Origin of the sequence: Prosthecobacter sp. (genome assembly GCF_044378005.1) — a bacterium.
Lineage (GTDB): Bacteria > Verrucomicrobiota > Verrucomicrobiia > Verrucomicrobiales > Verrucomicrobiaceae > Prosthecobacter.
The window spans coordinates 13,632-32,149 of sequence record NZ_JBILYB010000012.1 but is presented as its reverse complement, the minus strand read 5'-3'; the positions used below and the strand labels follow the sequence as shown (position 1 = coordinate 32,149).

At 61.1% G+C, this 18,518-nt stretch carries 15 protein-coding genes; 8 read left to right on the top strand and 7 right to left on the bottom strand.

Annotated elements, in window-relative coordinates:
- Positions 1-66 precede the first annotated feature (66 nt).
- From pstC to pstB (AC6FTP_RS04450), 4 genes are read left to right on the top strand one after another with little or no spacing between them, the layout of a single operon-like run.
- Positions 67-2,004: a phosphate ABC transporter permease subunit PstC gene (gene pstC / locus AC6FTP_RS04465; RefSeq protein ID WP_497205700.1), complete on the top strand. Its 1,938-nt coding sequence runs from the start codon at positions 67-69 to the stop codon at positions 2,002-2,004.
- Positions 2,001-3,176 (top strand): phosphate ABC transporter permease PstA, encoded by a 1,176-nt coding sequence (gene pstA / locus AC6FTP_RS04460; RefSeq protein WP_497205699.1) that lies wholly within the window; start codon positions 2,001-2,003, stop codon positions 3,174-3,176. The genes pstC and pstA overlap by 4 nt, the downstream gene beginning before the upstream one ends.
- Positions 3,177-3,229: 53 nt before the next feature.
- Complete coding sequence (gene pstB, locus AC6FTP_RS04455) at positions 3,230-4,015, top strand: phosphate ABC transporter ATP-binding protein PstB (protein WP_497205698.1); 786 nt, start codon at positions 3,230-3,232, stop codon at positions 4,013-4,015.
- Positions 4,016-4,020: 5 nt separating this feature from the next.
- Positions 4,021-4,806 (top strand): phosphate ABC transporter ATP-binding protein PstB, encoded by a 786-nt coding sequence (pstB, locus tag AC6FTP_RS04450; RefSeq protein ID WP_497205697.1) that lies wholly within the window; start codon positions 4,021-4,023, stop codon positions 4,804-4,806.
- Between the two features lie 71 nt (positions 4,807-4,877).
- Here pstB (AC6FTP_RS04450) and AC6FTP_RS04445 read toward each other — a convergent pair whose 3' ends face one another.
- The 4 genes from AC6FTP_RS04445 to AC6FTP_RS04430 all read right to left on the bottom strand — a co-directional run bounded on the left by AC6FTP_RS04445 (position 4,878) and on the right by AC6FTP_RS04430 (position 8,887).
- The gene (locus AC6FTP_RS04445; RefSeq protein WP_497205696.1) at positions 4,878-6,911 is read right to left on the bottom strand and encodes a prenyltransferase/squalene oxidase repeat-containing protein; all 2,034 of its coding nucleotides are present in this window, start codon (positions 6,909-6,911) and stop codon (positions 4,878-4,880) included.
- A 269-nt stretch (positions 6,912-7,180) separates the two neighbouring features.
- Positions 7,181-7,342, bottom strand: coding sequence for a hypothetical protein (locus AC6FTP_RS04440; protein ID WP_497202332.1), 162 nt, complete (start codon positions 7,340-7,342; stop codon positions 7,181-7,183).
- Between the two features lie 163 nt (positions 7,343-7,505).
- On the bottom strand, positions 7,506-7,904 hold the full coding sequence (locus AC6FTP_RS04435) for a hypothetical protein (RefSeq protein WP_497205695.1): 399 nt from the start codon (positions 7,902-7,904) through the stop codon (positions 7,506-7,508).
- 83 nt (positions 7,905-7,987) lie between these two features.
- The gene (locus AC6FTP_RS04430) at positions 7,988-8,887 is read right to left on the bottom strand and encodes a tyrosine recombinase (RefSeq protein ID WP_497205694.1); all 900 of its coding nucleotides are present in this window, start codon (positions 8,885-8,887) and stop codon (positions 7,988-7,990) included.
- A 104-nt stretch (positions 8,888-8,991) separates the two neighbouring features.
- Here AC6FTP_RS04430 and AC6FTP_RS04425 point away from each other — a divergent pair, with 104 nt between their 5' ends.
- On the top strand, positions 8,992-9,564 hold the full coding sequence (locus AC6FTP_RS04425) for a c-type cytochrome domain-containing protein (RefSeq protein WP_497205693.1): 573 nt from the start codon (positions 8,992-8,994) through the stop codon (positions 9,562-9,564).
- A 220-nt stretch (positions 9,565-9,784) separates the two neighbouring features.
- Complete coding sequence (locus tag AC6FTP_RS04420) at positions 9,785-11,437, top strand: hybrid sensor histidine kinase/response regulator (protein ID WP_497205692.1); 1,653 nt, start codon at positions 9,785-9,787, stop codon at positions 11,435-11,437.
- A gap of 5 nt (positions 11,438-11,442) precedes the next feature.
- Here AC6FTP_RS04420 and AC6FTP_RS04415 read toward each other — a convergent pair whose 3' ends face one another.
- The 3 genes from AC6FTP_RS04415 to gatC are packed head-to-tail and all read right to left on the bottom strand — an operon-like array spanning position 11,443 to position 13,542.
- Positions 11,443-11,775 carry an outer membrane protein assembly factor BamB family protein gene (locus AC6FTP_RS04415; protein WP_497205691.1) on the bottom strand — a complete coding sequence of 111 codons (333 nt, stop codon included), beginning with the start codon at positions 11,773-11,775 and terminating at the stop codon, positions 11,443-11,445.
- A gap of 4 nt (positions 11,776-11,779) precedes the next feature.
- Positions 11,780-13,204, bottom strand: coding sequence for an Asp-tRNA(Asn)/Glu-tRNA(Gln) amidotransferase subunit GatA (gene gatA, locus AC6FTP_RS04410; protein ID WP_497205690.1), 1,425 nt, complete (start codon positions 13,202-13,204; stop codon positions 11,780-11,782).
- Between the two features lie 53 nt (positions 13,205-13,257).
- The gene (gene gatC / locus AC6FTP_RS04405) at positions 13,258-13,542 is read right to left on the bottom strand and encodes an Asp-tRNA(Asn)/Glu-tRNA(Gln) amidotransferase subunit GatC (RefSeq protein ID WP_497205689.1); all 285 of its coding nucleotides are present in this window, start codon (positions 13,540-13,542) and stop codon (positions 13,258-13,260) included.
- A 265-nt stretch (positions 13,543-13,807) separates the two neighbouring features.
- On the opposite strand from gatC, the gene AC6FTP_RS04400 reads away from it, so the two are divergent.
- Both AC6FTP_RS04400 and AC6FTP_RS04395 read left to right on the top strand, forming a co-directional pair.
- The gene (locus AC6FTP_RS04400) at positions 13,808-15,223 is read left to right on the top strand and encodes a hypothetical protein (RefSeq protein ID WP_497205688.1); all 1,416 of its coding nucleotides are present in this window, start codon (positions 13,808-13,810) and stop codon (positions 15,221-15,223) included.
- A gap of 606 nt (positions 15,224-15,829) precedes the next feature.
- Positions 15,830-18,298 carry a tetratricopeptide repeat protein gene (locus AC6FTP_RS04395; protein ID WP_497205687.1) on the top strand — a complete coding sequence of 823 codons (2,469 nt, stop codon included), beginning with the start codon at positions 15,830-15,832 and terminating at the stop codon, positions 18,296-18,298.
- Positions 18,299-18,518 lie beyond the last annotated feature (220 nt).

The window sequence follows — 18,518 nt, the reverse complement described above, 5'->3', positions numbered from 1 at the left end:
GCGAAAGAGAGCGCCTCCTTCGCCGGATGTTTGTTTTTATTCCGTCACCCGTGACTTCCCCACTTGGTGGATACTCCCGCTCCAACTGAACGCCCCCCGCTCCGCAGCCTGCTCCTCAGGAAGGGGAAGCGTGCCTCTGTCGGCATCGCCTCGCAGGGAGCCATCCGCAGCTTCTTCGCGGCGAACGCCAGTGTCACCATCGTGGTGCTCGGACTGATCATGGTCTTCCTGCTGAAGGAGGGCGCGGGCTTCCTCGGCACCTACAAGCACGAGCTGGAGATCTACCGCCGTGCCGGGCTGGAGTTCTGCGACATCGTGGACATCCCGCTTTCCGAACAGCAGGCCTTTTCCAGCAAGCTGCGCCGTGCCGTCACCACCAGTGTCGATCCCATCATTCAAAACGTCCGCGCCCGCCGTGACGCCGCCTTCCTGCTTAAGCGGGAGATCGAAGATCTGACGAAGCTCGCCCGAGAGCCGCTGGAGGCTGCTTTGGAAAAGGAACCCGCTGCTCTGCCTGCGGAACTCGATCACCTTCGCCAGCAAGTCGCTACCGCCACGGCCAAAGCTGCTGCTGAGGCCAAAGTCTCCGACCTCTTCACCGCAGACGAAGCCAAGCGACTGCGCGCCGAATTCGCCAAGCTCACCCCCGAGGTCAGCGACCTCCCGCCCATGCTCACCGAATTGAGCGCCGCTTTCCTGGCGAAGGATAAAGAGGCCAAGCAGAAGTTCGGTACACTCGTCGATGCCTCCGACGAACTCGAAGAAGCTCCCGAGCCATTGCGCGAGGTGCTCGACGAACTGAAGGAGGAAGTCCTCGTCACCAAAGAAGCCGCCAGCGAGCACTTCACTCTCGAAGAAGGACGCCAGAAGCTGCTCAAAGCTGCTGCCAAAGCCAAAGACGCCGACGAAAAAGCCGCGTTGCTCGAAGAAGCCAAAGCCTCCGAAACCAAGGAACCCAACTACATCGAGAGCATCAAGCCCGTGCTCGAACGGCGTGATGAACTCATCAAGCAAGTCGTGGCCTACGCGGCGGCGGCCGATGAAGCCGCCGTGCATCTCCCAAAGGAAGGTGGCACGTCTGAAGCCACCAAACTGCTGAACGAAGTGCGCAAGCAGCTCCCCATCCACGCCAAAGCCATGCGTGCCAGTGTGGACTCCCTGAGATCCTGGAAGCAGGACAAACCCGTCTCCATCTTCACCGTCATCGGAGCCTTCTTCTTCGGCACGAACTGGCTCACCAACTCCTCCTGGCAGGACTTCTTCGGTTTCGTGCCCCTGCTCGCAGGCTCGCTGGTCATTGCGCTCATCGCCATCACCCTTGCCACCCCGTTGAGCGTCGCCGCCGCCATCTACACCAACCAGTTCGCCTCGGATCGCGAGAAGGAAATCATCAAGCCTGTCATCGAGTTCATCCAGGCCATCCCATCGGTTGTGCTTGGTTTCATCGGCATTTCCTTGGTCGGAGACCTGATCAAAGAAGTGAGTGAAGTGCCCTGGCTGAGCTGGCTACCCGGCTTCCCGATTCAGGAACGTCTGAATATGTTTAACGCCGGCTGCCTGCTCGCCCTCATGGCCGTGCCCACGATGTTCAGTCTCGCCGAAGACGCGCTGAACAATGTCCCCCAGTCCTACATCGACGCCTCCGATGCGCTCGGTGCCACGAAGCTCCAGACCGTCTTCCGCGTCATCGTTCCAGCCGCCTTGTCAGGCATTGCTGCTGCCGTGTTGCTCGGCCTCGGACGTGTGATTGGCGAGACGATGGTCGTGCTTCTGGTTGCCGGGAACCGCATCGCCATTCCTGATTTCAGCAGCGGTGCAGGCGTGGTCTTCCAGCCTGCTCACACTCTCACCGGCATCATCGCCCAGGAACTCGGTGAAGTCTCACGCGGCAGCGCCCACTGGCAGGCGCTGTTCATGGTCGGCATCGTCCTCTTTGTCATCTCCCTCGCCGTGAACGGCTGCGCCCGCGCCGTCGTCCGCCGCTTTGAACTCCCGAAAGCATGAGTGAACACACCATCAATCCTTTCGCAGGAGATCAGACCTCCGTGCAGCGACGCGAGACAGCGGTTCGTTGGTCATTGCGCCTGAGCACGCTGCTCATCGTCGCTGTCACGGTTTCCATCGTGGCGCACATTTTCATCAAAGGAGCCCCCATCACCTTCCGCAGCGAGTTTCCCTTTGTGAATATGAAGTTCCTCACGGAACTGCCCGGCACCTTGCACGTCATTTACGATAAGCAGGGTAAGGCTACCGAGACCGATGTGAACGGAGCCGATGCCATCAAGAAGCAGCTCGGCGCGAACTTCCGCGAGGAAAAGACCATCTCCTACTCCGGCGGCGGCATCCTCGGTCCCATCGTCGGCACAGCTTTGCTCGTCATCGTCAGTGTCGCTGTCGCGCTCTTCCTCGGTGTGGCCAGCGCCATCTACCTCAGTGAGTATGCCAGCAAAGGAAAGCGCGTGGAGATGATCCGACTCGCCATCCTCAACCTCGCCGGCGTGCCCTCGGTCGTGTTCGGCCTGTTCGGTCTCGGTGCCTTCGTTTTGACTGCGCCCGTGCTCACGGACACACCACTGGATCGCAGCATCTTCTCCATCCCGCTCGGCTTCACCTACCTCAGCTTTCAGGGTTGGGACACCTGCGTGCTCAGCGGTGGCTTCACCCTCGCTTTCGTCATCCTGCCCGTCATCATCACGGCCAGCGAGCAGTGCCTGCAAGCCGTGCCGCAGGGCTTCCGCGAAACCTCCATGGCACTCGGAGCCACCCGCTGGCAGACCATCTGGCGTGCCGTGCTGCCCTTCGCCACACCGGGCATCCTCACCAGCAGCATCCTCGGCATCGCCCGTGCGGCGGGTGAAACCGCGCCTATCATGTTCACCGCCGCGCTCGCCTTTAAAGACAAGCTGCCATGGCAGAAGGATCTGCCGCCTCTGCCTGCAGATGCGGGCATCTTCGCCCAGTGGGAGCAGAGCGTCTCACGCTTCCTCGGCATCTTCACCGAGTCCGTCCAGGCGTTGCCCTACCACATCTACACACTCGCAGCGCGCATCCCTCACAACGAATACTCCGAGCGTGCGCAATACGGCAGCGTCTTTGTCTTCCTCGTCCTCGTCGCCTCCCTGGCCGCTACTTCCATCTGGATGCGCCGCCGTTTGCGCAGCAAGTACAAGTGGTGAACTGAAGCTATTTTCAGTTCTCAGTTTTTAGTTCTCAGTTTTCAATCCTGCCGATGTCGCCCCAGATCCCAAGTCCAGCCCAACCTCACGTCGTCGAGGTCAAAGACATGGACTTCGCCTATGGCAGCAAGACCGCGCTGCATGGCATCAACCTCGCCGTCGAACGCAAGCGCGTCACCGCCCTGATCGGACCTTCCGGCTGTGGCAAAAGCACGCTGCTGCGCTGCATCAACCGCATGAACGACCGCGTCTCCAGCGCCCGCGTCATCAAAGGCGAGATCCTCGTCAAAGGGAAAAACATCCATGATGACGATGTGGATCTCACCCAGCTCCGCAAGCAGGTAGGTATGGTCTTCCAGAAGAGCAATCCCTTCCCCAAAACCATCTACGAAAACGTGGCCTACGGCCTCCGCGTGCATGGCGAAAAAGACCCCGAGGTGCTCGACGAAGCTGTGCAGCGCGCCCTGAAACAAGCCGCCCTCTGGGACGAACTCAAAGACCGCCTGCAAGCCCACGCACTCGGTTTGAGCGGCGGACAGCAGCAGCGCCTCTGCATCGCCCGAGCCATCGCCACGCAGCCGGATGTCTTGCTCATGGACGAGCCCTGCTCCGCGCTCGACCCCATCGCCACGCTGAAGATCGAGGAGCTCATCCACCAGCTCGCTCACGACTACACCGTCATCATCGTCACCCACAACATGCAGCAGGCTGTCCGCGTCAGCGACTACACCGCCTTCCTGCACCTCGGCAAACTCATCGAGTTCGGCGAGACCGAGCGCATCTTCGACCGCCCGAAAGAAAAGCTCACCGAGTCTTACCTGCGCGGCACCTTCAGTTGATCTCCATGTCTTCCGCCGCGCCAGCCACGCCCGACAGCCACTTCATCCAAGTGGAAAAGTTCAACTATGCCTACGGCGACCACCAAGTGCTCTTCGATGTCGATCTCGACATGCACCGCCAGGACATCACCGCGCTTATCGGCCCTTCTGGATGCGGCAAAAGCACGCTGTTGCGCTCCATCAATCGCATCAACGACCTCGTGGACATCGCTAGAGTGGTCAGCGGCCACATCAAGATCGACGGCGTGGACATCTACTCGCCCGAGGTCGATGTTATCAGCTTGCGGCGGAACATCGGCATGGTGTTCCAGAAGTACAATCCCTTCCCCCGCAGCATCTTTGAAAACGCTGTCTATGGTCTGCGTGTCGCCGGTGTGAAGGACAAAAAAGAGCTCGAAGAAGCTGCCGAACGCAGCCTTCGTCTCGCCGCCCTCTGGGATGAGGTCAAAGACCGCCTCCACGAGACCGCCACCGGCCTCAGCGGCGGTCAGCAGCAGCGTCTTTGCATCGCCCGCGCCGTCGCCCTCCAGCCGCGCATCCTTCTCATGGACGAGCCCTGCGCGGCGCTTGATCCGATCGCCACCGCACGAATTGAGGACCTCATCGCGCAGCTTCGCGGGCAGTTCACCTTTGTCATCGTCACGCACAACATGGAGCAGGCGAAGCGGATCGCGGACAAGACTGCCTTCTTCTACAAAGGCAAAGTCATCGAGTGCGACGACACCATGACCATCTTCGGCAATCCGAGACAGAAGCTCACAGAACAATACGTGACGGGGAGATTGGTCTGAAGTGCCGTGCTCATGTACCGAAAGAGGCGCTCCTGGGAGCGCCTCTTGAGTGAACTTGATTGATGGGGCGATCAGCGGTCGAAGAAGCTCTCTTCCTCGCGATCTCCAACCTTCAGATAGCGGTAGTACACCTCGAGCATCAGTGTGCAGAGCGTCTGGCGATAAACCGGATCAGGAGCATCTCCACCGGGCCAGTTGGGGCGGCCCTTTTTGAAGCTACCATCGGGCTGCTGAGCGCCGAGGATCTGTGGGAGGAATTGCTGGTTGTAGAATTTCCACTCTTCGCCACCGGCCTGGAAGAAGGTCTGGGTGTAGTAGTACCAGCAGTAGGGGTTGCAGTTCTTGTTCCAATCGAGCGGCTCGGCCTCAAGGAAGCGATGGAGGAAGTCGATGGCTTTCTTGGTGGCGGCAGTTTTGCCTTTGGAGGCTGTCTGCAATGCCAGAGATCCGGCACCAGTGAGGCTCCACTGATTGTAGTGCTTGTCACGATCAGCACCGCCGAAGCCGCCATCTTTAGTTTGTTTAGTGAGGACGTAATCGACCATTTTGTCGAGGGCGCTGTGCAGGCCATCGATTTTCAAGCTGCTGTTCTTGGCGGCCTTGAGAGCCTGGAACTGCCAGCCGGCGACGGACAGATCCTCGCCGCCGCTGTCTTTGTTATAGCCGTAAGGCTTCCCAGCTTCGATGCCGCCATAAGTCCAGGAGCCGCGCTTGTTTTGGTTTTCAATGATGAGCTTCACGCCCTTCACGAAGGCGTCCTTCATGCCTGGCAGCTCTTTGTTACCGAGGCGGGCGAGGGTGTACATCTCGCCCAAGGCATAGGTGGCGATGCCGTGCGCATAGGTGCTGCCACCGCTTTTGATTTCCTCGCCGATGTAGCCGTATTCGTTCTTGTTGGAGAGTTCGATGAGGTAGTTGATACCCTTCAAAACGGTGTCGCCGTAGAAGGGCGAATCTGGCGTCTCGCAGCGGCCGAGGTAGCAAAGAAGGGCGAGCCCGGTCATGGCTGCCTTGTTTGGACCAGGCCAGGAGCCATCGGGGTTCTGCTTGGTCTTGAGCCATTCGAGGGAGTTGGAAACGGCGCGTTCGCACTCTGCGGTGCCACCACTATCAGCGAGCTTCTTCAGGCGTTCCTGGGGAGAGCAACGACTGCGCATGGACGGTGGCAGACTCACAAAGCCCTGCATGCCTCCCATGCCCATGCCAGTGCCGAAGCCACCACCGGCTCCGCTTTTGCCAAAGCCTCCACTCCCCATCGAACCGCCACCGATCATGGAACTGACATCCGGCACGTCCAGCAGGTCCGGCGGAGCATCTGGCAGCGTGATCGCGGAGTTCGCGCTCGTGCTGACGATCTTCTTCATCGGCATCGTCTTGTTCAGAGACGTGCGCTTTTTCTGAGACACTTTGTGCTTCATTTCTGCACTGGCCGCAGCGCCCTGCTGGCTGCCACCACCAGGGAGGAAATCGACCTGCTTCTGAATCATCTGCGAGCTGACGACGATGGCTCCGCCGATGATGAGGATGCCGGCATGGATGGCGATGCTGAGTGTGAGCGAGCCGCCACCGACCTTGCGCCAGAGCTGGACGATGGGATTGACCTTCTTCGTCTCCGTGGGCACGAAGCCGGGCGGATGGAAGACGTGACCTTCCTCATGATGCTCGGCTTCAACGACGGCTGGGACCACAGGCTCGGGCTCGGCACTGATGGCTGGCGCCGGTGGCACGACGGTGCTGGGCGCAGGAATGGCTGATGGTGTTGCGATGGGCACAGCCGCAGGAATAGGCGCTGGCTCGGGCATGGGTATGCCTTGTGGCGGCGGCATCATGCCGGGCTGCATGGGCATGGGATAGCCCTGCGGGTAACCTTGCTGAGGATAGCCGGGTTGCGGATAACCCTGGGGGTAGCCTTGCGGATAGCCCATGGGCTGGGGATAACCGGGGGGATAGCCCATCGGCTGGGGATAGCCTTGCGGCGGCATCATGCCGGGCTGCATTGGATAGCCAGGCGGATAACCGATGGGACCAGATTGATATCCCTGAGGAGGCATCATGCCGGGCTGCATGGGATAGCCAGGCGGATAGCCCATGGGTTGTGTGCCCATACCAGGATGTTGTGGCGGTGGGGTCGGGGCGGGCTGGTCAGAAGGTGTCTGCTGGGGGTCCATGACGGTACAAGAATGGTTCTAAATTCAAGATTAACGAAATCGAGAGCTGTGAAGCAAGCCAGGAATCACCTTTTTTAGCTCATATCTTACCTGGCCAGCTGGGAAAAAAAGACCGCCGCCATCCGGCGGACCGAATGGCGGCAGTGTGGTGAAATGGATCTTCAGCACTTCATCAAATTGGATGGGAGGGTGCCTCAGAACCGTGATTACTTCTCTTTGCAGCAATCTTTGCCGCAGGTCTTGCCAGCGTCTTTGCAGCACTCAGCGCAGGACTTGCCTTTGTCTGAGCAGCATTTTTTACAGGCTTCACCGGCCATGAGGCTGGTGGAAAGGGCGGCGAGGGCAAGGATGGAAAGGATCGTTTTCATGATGTTGGATAAATTTAGATTTTGGATTTCTTTGACTGATTTTCTCGGCCGGTGGGCATGAGATGCCCGGTGAAAAACGGTACGCTTTTGGCGTCGGGGCTTCCGTATCGGTACAATTCGGCAACGTTTTGCCTGGAAGGATCTCCACAGAAGCCCGGAGACCTCAGAGCAGCAGGGCGCAATATCGCTGGTAGAGCGGCGCGTAGCCTGCGGGTGGGGAATGACCGTCACGGACGTGTTGCCGTGGTGAGTTTTCTACCGATGCAGTTTGGAGTAGATGCTCCGGCGCGACCCAGGTGAAAAGTGGAAGCTCACTTAGCAACGGGCGCGGCGCTGCAATGGCGGAGGGTGTCAGATCGCGCTGAAGCGTGTCATCGCAGCATTCACAGTGGCGCGGTGGAGGCGGAGCAGACTCAGCGGAGCGCTCCTCGGCAGTGAGAAATTGATGACAAGCAGAGCACGCAGCCGCATCCTCAGTCTTCATCAGCCCCGTCCAGCAGCAAAGATGCAACGGCACCGCCATAAGCAGAGCGAGCAGGAGCTGGGCGGCAGAGGCATTCATGAGCAGCATCAAAAACGCTGGGTGAGACAACGTTCGATCATGGGAGACAAGCGACCGTTTCTTATTCCAAAAAATATTTCACCTCAGGCACGTGGATGAAACTGCTGGTGAACTTGCTTCAGCCGACGCTGATCCACATGAGTGTAGATCTGCGTCGTCGAGATGTCCGCATGGCCGAGCATCTCCTGGATCACACGCAGGTCCGCGCCGTTGTTCAGCAGATGAGTGGCAAAGGAGTGCCTGAGAAGATGGGGATGGACATGCACCTCCAAACCCGCAGCCTTGGCCCGCTCCTGAACGATCTGCTTCACGCGCGCCGTCGTCAGGAGGGTGCCGTGGATGCTGAGAAAGACATGGCTCTGCGTCTTCGGCGAAACGAGGGACGGGCGGGAGTGATCGAGGTAGGATTGCAGCGCCTCCCGCGCCTCACCTCCCACGGGGCAGAGACGCGTCTTATTCCCCTTCCCCACCACCCTGATCCAGCCTTCTTCCAGGCTCAGATGCTCCAGGCGTGAGTTCACTAGTTCTGAAAGCCGCAGCCCACTGGCGTAAAACAACTCCATGATGGCCCGGTCTCGTCGGTCCAACGGTCCGTTGCCGGAGATGGACTCGATGAATTGCCGCACCGTCTCTTCATTCAGCGTGCCGGGGAGATGCTTCTCCACTCTTGGCGGCAGGATGGCTTCCGCCGGATCCCCCACCCGCTTCCCACGCGCCGCCAGCCAGCGGAAGAAGATCTTCATCGCCACCAGCTCGATCCGCGCGCTTGAGGCAGCCAGGCCGTCCTTCTTCCGTCTTGCCAGATAATCCGTGAGCAGGTCCGTGGTCACATCAGCCACCATGGATACTTCGCGATGCTCTTTCAGCCAGGAGGCCAGCCCCTCCAGCACACGACGCACGAGCAGTTGGTAGTTCGTGGACAACCCACGCTCCGTAGCAAGGTAGAGGATGAAGCTGTCGATGGCGGCGAGCACGCCCGACATTCACGCAAAGCTGCCCCGACGCAACCTGCGCAATTTTCGCCCACCAAGGCGCAAAAACTAAGGACAACCGCTTTCTGGCGTTTGATGATGACGCCCTCCCCCGCATGAATCTTCGCCCCCTGCTGCCCTTCCTTTTCATCACCCTGCCTGCCGCCGCTGCTGACTTTAAAAAGGACATCGCACCGATCCTGGAAAAGAACTGCTACGAGTGCCACAGCCAGAAAACAGGCAAGAAAAAGGCCGGCTACGTCTTCGATGACCTCGAAACCCTGAAGCTCGACATCAATCCCAAAGGAGCGATCGTCCCCGGCAATCCGGCGGAGAGCCACATGTTTGTCGTCATCGCAGATGCCAGCCACGAAGCGCACATGCCGCCGGAAGAAAACCTGAGCCCCCGCGACATAGAGAAAATCCGCGAATGGATCACCGAGGGTGCATCACTCGACGGCAAAGGCGCAAAAATGACGCCCGTCTCCAATGCCGGCAAAGCCAAGCCGGACCTGCCACCGATCATGACCTGGACGAACTTTGAGGGGAAAAAGATCAAGGCCGGCTTCGTCCGCCTGGAAGGCGACACTGTGATCCTGCGCATGCCCGCCAATGCCCAGGAAGTCCCCTACCCCATGAGCAAGCTCGACGCCGCCAGCCAGCAGCAGGCCAAAGACTCTGCTCAGTAATTCTGAAAGCGTTACATTTAATCCTGGGGGCCAGGGCTGGAGCGTTACAGGCAGCGGAGGTCAGCCAGCCACCCTAGCCAGTGCAGCGACTGGAAAAGACGGCCTGTGGACAGCTCTCAGACCCTCATTTTCAAAAACGAGAGGCAAAAAAGAACAGTTCTCCAAAAAATAAGGTTTACTTAACTATCTAAAATCATTAAAAGACGCGGCATTCGCTGCCATGACTCTCGCTCCCGATACCCTGCGCCCTGAGACCTTGGCTGACCTAGAGGCCAGCCTCGATCAAATGAAGACGGCCAACTACTTCCTCCGAGTAGCTCTCGATCAAGTGCCCGAAGGCGTCATTATCATCGAAGCCGACTCCCAAACCAGCGGCGGTCCGCAGGTTCTCTTCAGCAATACCACCGCTGCTGCCATGGTCGGCGCAGAGCCTGACAAAGGACTGCGCGGCATGTCGCTTTGCGATCTCGCCGTCGGTGACATTGAGGCTGCCACACTGCGCCAAGGCCTGCATCTCGCGATCGAAAACGGCGGCTCCCATGAATGTGAGTGCCGACTCCAGAACTTCTACGGCCAGGAGCCTCAGAGCTGCCGCTGGCGGATTCGGGCCGTCTTTAACAGCATGCGCAAGCTGCTGAACTACACCCTGATCGTCTCGCCTGTCACCATCGTCTCGGCAGCCTCCGCCAAAACGATACCTCTGAAGGCCGACGATCTCGATGCCAGCTCCGACCAACTCAAAAAGGACAATCTCGCCGCACTGGCCCAGGGCATCGCCCACGACGTGAACAACCTCCTCGGCCCCGTCACCGTCCGCCTGTCCGACCTCGTTCAGAAGGTCGGCAGTGACCCCGCCCTCAATGAAGAACTCCAGCTCATCTTCAGCGGTCTGAAACGCGCCCGCCAGTTCACCTCCCAGGTCGTCTCCGCCTGCAAAGCCCAGCCTCACGAAAAGAAGCCCGTCGATCTCACCCCCATCGTCCAGGACACCGTCAAATTTGCCAGCGCCGGAGCCAACGTAAACGTCAACGTCCGCCTCGGACAGCACCTCCGCTGGCCCATCGCCGATGGCACCAAGATCAGCCAGGTGCTGCAAAACCTCATCCTCAACGGCATCCAAGCCATGCCCCAGGGCGGCCACATGGATGTCGATGCCGAAAACTTCGAGATCGCCCTCGGCCAGGACCCAGTCCTGATGACCGGCCCCTACATCCGGCTCACCGTCCGGGATCGCGGCTGCGGCATCGCTCCGGAAAACCTCACCCGACTCTTCCGCGAATCCTTCACCACCAAGACCGACGGCAACGGCATCGGCCTCACCACCTGCAAGCGCTTCATCAAAGACCTCGGCGGCGACATCCGCGTCACCTCTCGGCTCAATGTCGGCACCGAGTTCTCCGTTCTCCTCCCCGCCGTCCCGCCGCCAGCGCCCGAGACCGCCGCCTCATCTTCCTCAAACAACGCCCCCGTCCCCCTCAAAAACGGCCAGGGCCGCGTCCTCATCGTCGATGACGAAGACGACCTGCGCAAAGTCGCCCACATGATCCTCAAGCGCTGCGGCTACGAAGTCGTCGAGACCGACAACGGCCAGGACGCCGTCCGCATCTATCAAAGCCTCGCCCGCACCGGCACCGCGCCCGATGTCGTCCTAATGGACCTCACCCTCCGCGGCGGCATGAACGGAGGCGAAACCGCCGCCGAGATCCTCAAATTCGACCCCGACGCTCGCGTCGTCGTCACCAGCGGCAGCGTCAATGAAGACGTCCAGATGACCTACCTCGAAAAAGGCTTCGTCGGCGTCCTACCAAAGCCCTACGAGGCTGGCGAACTCACGCAGGTGGTGCATCGCATCATCACGATGATGAAGCGCTAGGCCACCTAGGCCGCCGAGCTTGTCGCCACAGAAGCAGCAGCATGCTGCTCAGCCACCACACTCTGCAGCGATGCCCCGGTGACGCCGTTCACGGACACCAGACTCGCCACGCCGTAGCCAAATCCCTCCATCTCGTTCTGCCAGATCTCCCGGCCCGTCAGCGCATCCAGCCCATACATAAAGCCGTTCACCGACACGATCAGCATCCCGCCGTCCAGCAGCAGCGTCACGTAGCCATTGTGATACGCCTTCCACTGCCAGACGATCTGACCCGTCCCGCGTTGCAGCGCCGCCACCCGTTTGTTGAAGCCGGTAAAAATGAGATCGGAGAGTTTCATAAAATCAGCAGGCCTTCTCAAACGCATCCGCCACCCGCAGCAGCGTCAGTTCATCCAGCGGCTTGCCAATGATCTGAAGCCCCACCGGCAGATGCTTGCCACCTTCCTCCGCCGTGCCGCAGGGCACGCTGATCGCCGGAAGCCCGGCCAGATTCACCGGAATCGTGAACACATCCTCCAGATACGCCGCCAGCGGATTGTCCTTCAGTTCCCCCAGCTTGTGCGCTGGCGTCGGGCTCGTCGGACTCACGATCACATCCACCTTCTCAAAGGCCTGCTCGAAGTCCTGCCGAATCAGCGTGCGCGCCCGCTGCGCCTTGATGTAGTAGGCATCATAGTAGCCGCTGCTTAGCACATACGTTCCGAGCAAAATGCGCCGCTTCACCTCCGGGCCAAAGCCCTCCTCGCGGCTCATCATGTAATGCTCCAGCAGATCATTCGCCGCCGCACTGCGGTGACCATAGCGCACCCCGTCAAAGCGCGCCAAATTCGCCGAAGCCTCCGCCGGGGCGATGATGTAATACGTGCTCACACCCACATCGGTATGAGGCAGACTGATCTCCACTGGGATGGCATCCAGCGACTCCAGCTTCTTGATCGCCGCGTTCACCGCGGACGTCACGCCCGCATGGATGCCGGAGATAAAATACTCTTTGGGCAGGCCGATGCGCAGGCCTTTGATGTCCCTGCCGATGGCAGCCGTGAAGTCCGGCACCTCCACATCCAGCGAGGTGGAATCACGTGCATCCTTGCCGCACAGGTGGTTCAGCAAAAGAGCGGCGTCTTCCACCGTCTTCGTGATCGGTCCGATCTGATCCAGAGACGAAGCAAAGGCCACCAGACCGTAGCGCGAGATGCGTCCATACGTCGGCTTGATCCCCACACATCCGCAAAGCGCCGCTGGCTGTCGGATCGACCCGCCCGTGTCAGAGCCCAGCGTCGCGATGGCCAGATTCCCTGCCACTGCCGCCGCACTGCCGCCGCTGCTGCCACCCGGGATGCGCTCCAGGTCACGCGGATTCCGCGTCACGCCCAGCGCCGAGTTTTCCGTCGAGGAGCCCATCGCAAATTCATCCATGTTCATGCGCCCAAAAGGCACCGCACCGCCCGCTCGCAGCTTCGTGATCGCCCCCGCGTCATACGGCGCCGTGTAGTTCTCCGCCAGCATCCGCGAACCACAAGTGCAGGGCTCGCCCGTGACATTCATGTTGTCCTTGATGCCAATCGGGATGCCTCCGAGCGGCTGGGAGAGATCCGCCTTATCGGCCTCCTTCAGCGCCTTCTCCACATCCCAGGAAAGATAGGCTCCGATGCTCCCATTTTGGGCCTCGATGGCCTTCGCCACATCCGTCACGATGTCACGAGGCGTGATTTCTTTAGCGAGCAGGCGCCCACGAAGAGCGGCGATGGTGGAGTCGGCGAGAGACATGAAGGAAAAGGCGAATGACGAATGAAAAAATCAGAATGACGAAACCGGAGAGATCACTCGATCACCTTCGGGATCTGGAACTGGTCCATCGCACGGCGTGGAGCGTTCGAGAGCGCCTCCTCCTGGGTAAATCCAGGCCGCGCCACATCCGGGCGCACCACATCAAAGACCGGCATCGCATGAGCGCTCGGCTCGGCGTCCAAAGTATGGCTGCTGAGTTGGTCGATGTGACCGAGGATGCGGGTGAGTTGCTCTTGATAATGCACCGCCTCCTCGTCCGTGAGGGCGAGGCGGGAAAGCTTGGCGATGTGGCGGATGTCGATCTGCGGGGATGGCATGGCCCGCTTTGTACAGCGCAGCGGCCAGCGTGCAAGAGGGGAACGAGGCCAGGGTTGATTGAGCGCGCCCTCACCGTCGCCACATTTTCAGAACCACCCACGTCGGCGGAAGGGTAACCGCATCGTTACGGCGTCCAAATTTACAGCCGCAGGCGCACCTAGCAGAGTTGTCAGCAGGAAGCCAACAGGTGGGCGGTGATTCACGGCACCAAGACACTCCAGGTATCCGTGACCAAGCCAAGAATAACCAACGCCTAAACCAAAGATGAAACTCAAAACACTTTTCGCTCTGCTCGCCGCCGCCTCCATGGCGTCCGCCTCACCCACCGATCTGTCTTTCCCGCCCAAGACCTCCGGCGGTCATGACCTCAATCACTCCCCCGTCGGGCAGAGCTTCACCGCCCTGGCCTCACAGGTCCGCGCCGGGCTCCACCTCGCCGATGGCGGCAGCTTCACCGACTGGTTGGCCACCGTCTATCCAGGCCAGATCATCCCCGGCTCCTACCCCTACGCCATCGCACCCAGCGTGACACTGCGCCTGGAGCTCATCAGCGGCGAGGGCACCACCGGCCCCGTCCTCCACACCACCACCACCACCCTCACCGCCCCCTTCTTCGGCTTCGTCGATGTCGATTATGCCGCCGCAGGCGTCAGCCTCACCGTCGGTGGAAAATACACCCTGCTCGTCACCGACATCTCGGGCAAAGTGTATCCCCAAAACGTCAGCGGCTGGACCGTCTCCGCCGTCAGTGACAGCACCCTCGGCTCAGGTCAGCACGTGAAGGACGCCTCCGGTGCCATCGTCGGCTACCTCCCTTACGGCGCCTACCCCGGCGGCCTCCCCGTGCTCCAGGGAGCCCTCGTCGGCAATGACGCCGGCATCGGCGACAACGCCTTCCAAGTCATCGACCTCGCCCCCACTCCCCCCGTGGAGCAGACCATCTCCGGCGTGAATGCCGTCATCACCGCCTACGCCCCACGCAGCCCCGGCTTCATCGTCATCAACGGCGGCCTGGAGCTCAACGACCACCTCTGGACCACCAATCTCAATCCGCAAAACACCACCTTCCTCGGCGGCCTCATCAACTGGTACCAAACCGGCCTGCTCGTGGACTACACCGGCATCGTCAGCCCCCAGGGCCTCATCCTGACCTCCCTCACCGTCAAGCCCGCCACCTCCGCCCTCGTCCTCCCCTCCGGGAACTTCCCCGATGGCACCGTCGGCGTCGCCTACAGCACCCCCGTGGCCTTCAGCGGCGGCCTGCCACCCTACACCGGCAGCGTCACCGGCCTCCCTGCCGGCCTGAGCTTCGATGGATATAACATCATCGGCAAGCCCACCGTCAGCACCGTCGCCACCCTCACCATCACCGTCGTGGACTCCCTCGGTGCCGCCGCCTCCGCCAGCCCCACCCTCACCATCAATCCCGCCCCCGCCAAATACACCGTCAAAGACGAAGGCAAAGGCAAGATCACCGGACTCGGCGCAGGCTTCGTGCTCGTCGGCACCAAAAAAATCGCCTGGGATGCCGCCACCATCATCAAAGTGAACATCTCCAAAGGCTTCATCACCTACATCGACGCCAGCGTCAAGGTCGGCCAGAAAGTGCAATGGAAAGGCCTGCGTGACACCGCCACCGCCACCGGCACCGTGCTCGCCAGCAAGATCGAGATCAACTGATCCCGCCCCCCGCCCACTCTCAGCCCACCAGCCACCACCGCGCCAGCCCTCCCGAGGCTGGCGCGGTCATTTTTAGAGCAAGCGTGAGCGACCGCCCGCCGGAAAAGTAAATGGAGAAGCAGGGGCAAGGCGTCGTGAGCAGAAGCAGCGGCTACAGGCCGCTCCCACGACCTCTCCCATTCCCTCCGACCTTTCCCAGCCACTGCCCTGCGCACCGCATGGGAGTCGCGAAGCGTCTTGGAGTGCGGCGGCTGTGACGCCGCTTTCCGGCGTCTCCTCGTTTTCGTTCGCCGTGGGCACCGTCGAAAGCGGTGTCGCCGGGGCAGGCTTGCGCCGTGCCCCTCTGCCACCGCACTCCAAAACGCTGCCGCGCCGCTCCTGATCTGCCGACCTGGACGGAGCGCCCCCACCGTAGGCCGGGGGTGTTGGGCGCAGTGCAGATGACCCTCGCGGTGGATCACATTCGCCCAATTACCCGGCTTCCCTGGAGGTCGTGAGCACCCACGCGTCTCCGCCCCAGCCCGTCACCGCACTTTCCTCTGGTCAAACGGCTCCCTTTCCGGCTTCTTCATCTCCAGAGGCCTCAGTGGCGTCTTCCTAGCCTGCATGAAAACCGATCCTGCCACCACGAAGCGCATCGTCCGCTACTTCCTCTCCTACGCGCATGACGACGGCAAACACCCGGAGAAGCTCCTCGCCGAACTCGACAAACAACTCCGCGCTTGCAAGGACTTCACCTTCCAGCGCTGGCAGGACACCCACATTCTGCGCGGAGAAAAGTGGCACGAGGAGATCCAAAAGGCCGCCAAGGAATGCGACTTCGGCCTGCTGCTCGTCAGCCCCGCCTTTCTCGGCAGCCAATACATCAGCGAGCACGAGCTGCCACTCTTTGTCAGGGGCGAAAAGGCCTGCGTCCCTGTCGGCCTCTGCCGCATCGACTTCGGCAATCACGACACCAAGGGCCTTAGCGAATCTCAGATCTACCTGCACGCCACAGCGAATGGGAAAACCCGCAAATACTTCGCCGACTGCACCGGCAAACAATCCGCCGACTTCGCCCTCACCCTCTACAGCAAGATCAAGGAACGCCTGATCAAGCTCTTCTCCGCCGCACCCACCGACCTTCCGCCCTTTCCCGCCAAACCGGAAAAGACCACTAACAACCTGCCGCGCCTACCTGCCTTCTTTGGTCGCAAGGTGGAACTCGACACCATTGCCAAGGCCTTGCTGCCAGCCACGCGCACCTGGGGTGTGCTCATTGATGGCACGGGTGGCATCGGCAAGACCTCCCTTGCCATCCGTGCAGCAGAGATCGTCGCGCCGCAGTTCGACCGTGTTCTCTTCGTCTCCACAAAGGTGCAGAAACTCACCCCGGAGGGGTCCGTCGCGGTTTCCAACTCCATCGTCGCGGCCTACCCGGAGATGCTGAACGAGATCGCTCGACTGCTCGGTCTTCCCAAGATCGCGGAGAAGCCCGAGGAGCAGCGTCCGGGGTTGATCAAAACCGCCGTCCAGCAGGAGAAAGTGCTGCTCATCCTCGATAACTTGGAGAACCTCGACAAGCCCCAGCAAAACCTGCTTTTCGAGTTCGTCTCCGACCTGCCACCGTCCTGCAAGGCCATCGTCACCAGCCGCCGCCGCACCGACGTGGATGCCCGCATCATCCGCCTGGAAAAGCTCGACCAAGACGCCGCGCTCGAATACCTGGAGGAACTCTCCATCGGTCGTGACCTGCTAAAGAAAGCCTCGCGCGATGACCGCCTGCACCTCTATGAAGAGACCGGTGGCAATCCGCTACTGCTGCGCTGGATCGTCGGTCAGTTGGGACGCGGCGGCTGTCGCAATCTCACCAGTGCGCTCGATCTCTGCCGCAAGGCTGCCAAAGAAAATGACCCCTTGGAGTTCATCTTTGGCGATCTGCTGGAGACCTTCACCCAGGCCGAAACGAAGGCCCTCGCCGCGCTCACCTATTTCACCCAAAAGATCGCGGTGAAGTTCATCGCCGAACTCGCCGATCTCTCGAAGACCGCCACCCAGACCGCCTTGGGGGATCTCGCCAACCGCGCCCTCGTCATCCCCGACGAGGCGGAAGAAACCTTCGCCCTCGTGCCCATGGTAGCCGCCTATCTGCGCAGCAAACGCCCCGAAGTCGTGGCAGAAACCGGCGACCGCCTCGAAAAGCGCGCCTACGCCCTCATCATCGAGAACGGCCGGGAAAAGCACGACCGCTTCCCCACCCTCGAAGCCGCCTGGCCCGGCATCGCCCCCGCCCTGGACCTCTTCCTCGCCGCTGACAATGCCCGCCTCCAGACCGTGTGCGATGCACTCCAGCGCTTTCTCGATTTTCAGGGCCGCTGGGATGAATGGCTTGCCCTCAACGAGAAAGCCGAAGCTAGGGCCGTGTCCGCCGCCGATCACAATAGCGCAGGGCGACGAGCCTATCATGCCGGCTCCATTCACGGTCTGCGCCAGCAGGGCGACGCCGTGCTCGCCTGTGCCGACCGCGCCGCCGCGCAATGGGCCATGGGTAATGCCGGTGCCCGTGAGCACGCCATCGCCATCCGCTTGCGCGGACTCGGCCATGATTTGAAAGGAGAACACCGCGCCGCCATCGTCGCCTACCAAGACGCCCTCGCCCTAGACCGGAACCTCGACGCCGAGAGCGTGGATGTGGCTATCGGCCTGAACGACCTCGCCGATGCCGAGCGACTCTCTGGCGACGGTGCCTCTGCCGGGGAGCATTACCGCGAGGCGCTACGCGTGGCCCGCGCTGTCGGTTACACTGAGGGCGTGGCTTACATCACTGGCAATCTGGCTCTTCTGGCCCTCGACCGCGAGGACTGGCCAGCGGCCGAGACCCTCGCAAGCGAGGCCCTGCCCTTGGCCGAGAAGGTCGGCCGCCAGGAATTGATCGCCGCCGACAACCACTATCTCGCCCAGGCCCTCGTGCGCCAAGGAAAGGCCGCCGAGGCTCTGCCCCATGCCCGGAAGGCAGTGGAGATCTTCACCCGCCTCGGCTCACCCTATCTCGCCGAAGCCCAGGCCCTCCTCACCGAGTGCGAGACCGCCCCGTAAGGCTCCCATGGTGCGCGGACTTCCAAGTCCGCAGCATCTGGCAAACACTCCACATCCTCAAAGTCTCCGAGCAGGGCGGTTTCACCGGAGGCGACGTCTTGGGTTCGCCCGACCTGCTGCGGAGTCGGAACTCCGCGCTCCTGAGGGCGCTTCTGACGGAGCGCGGAATTCATTCCGCAGCGGCTCGTGCGGCGGTGGATTCGTCTTTGGGGGGAACGAT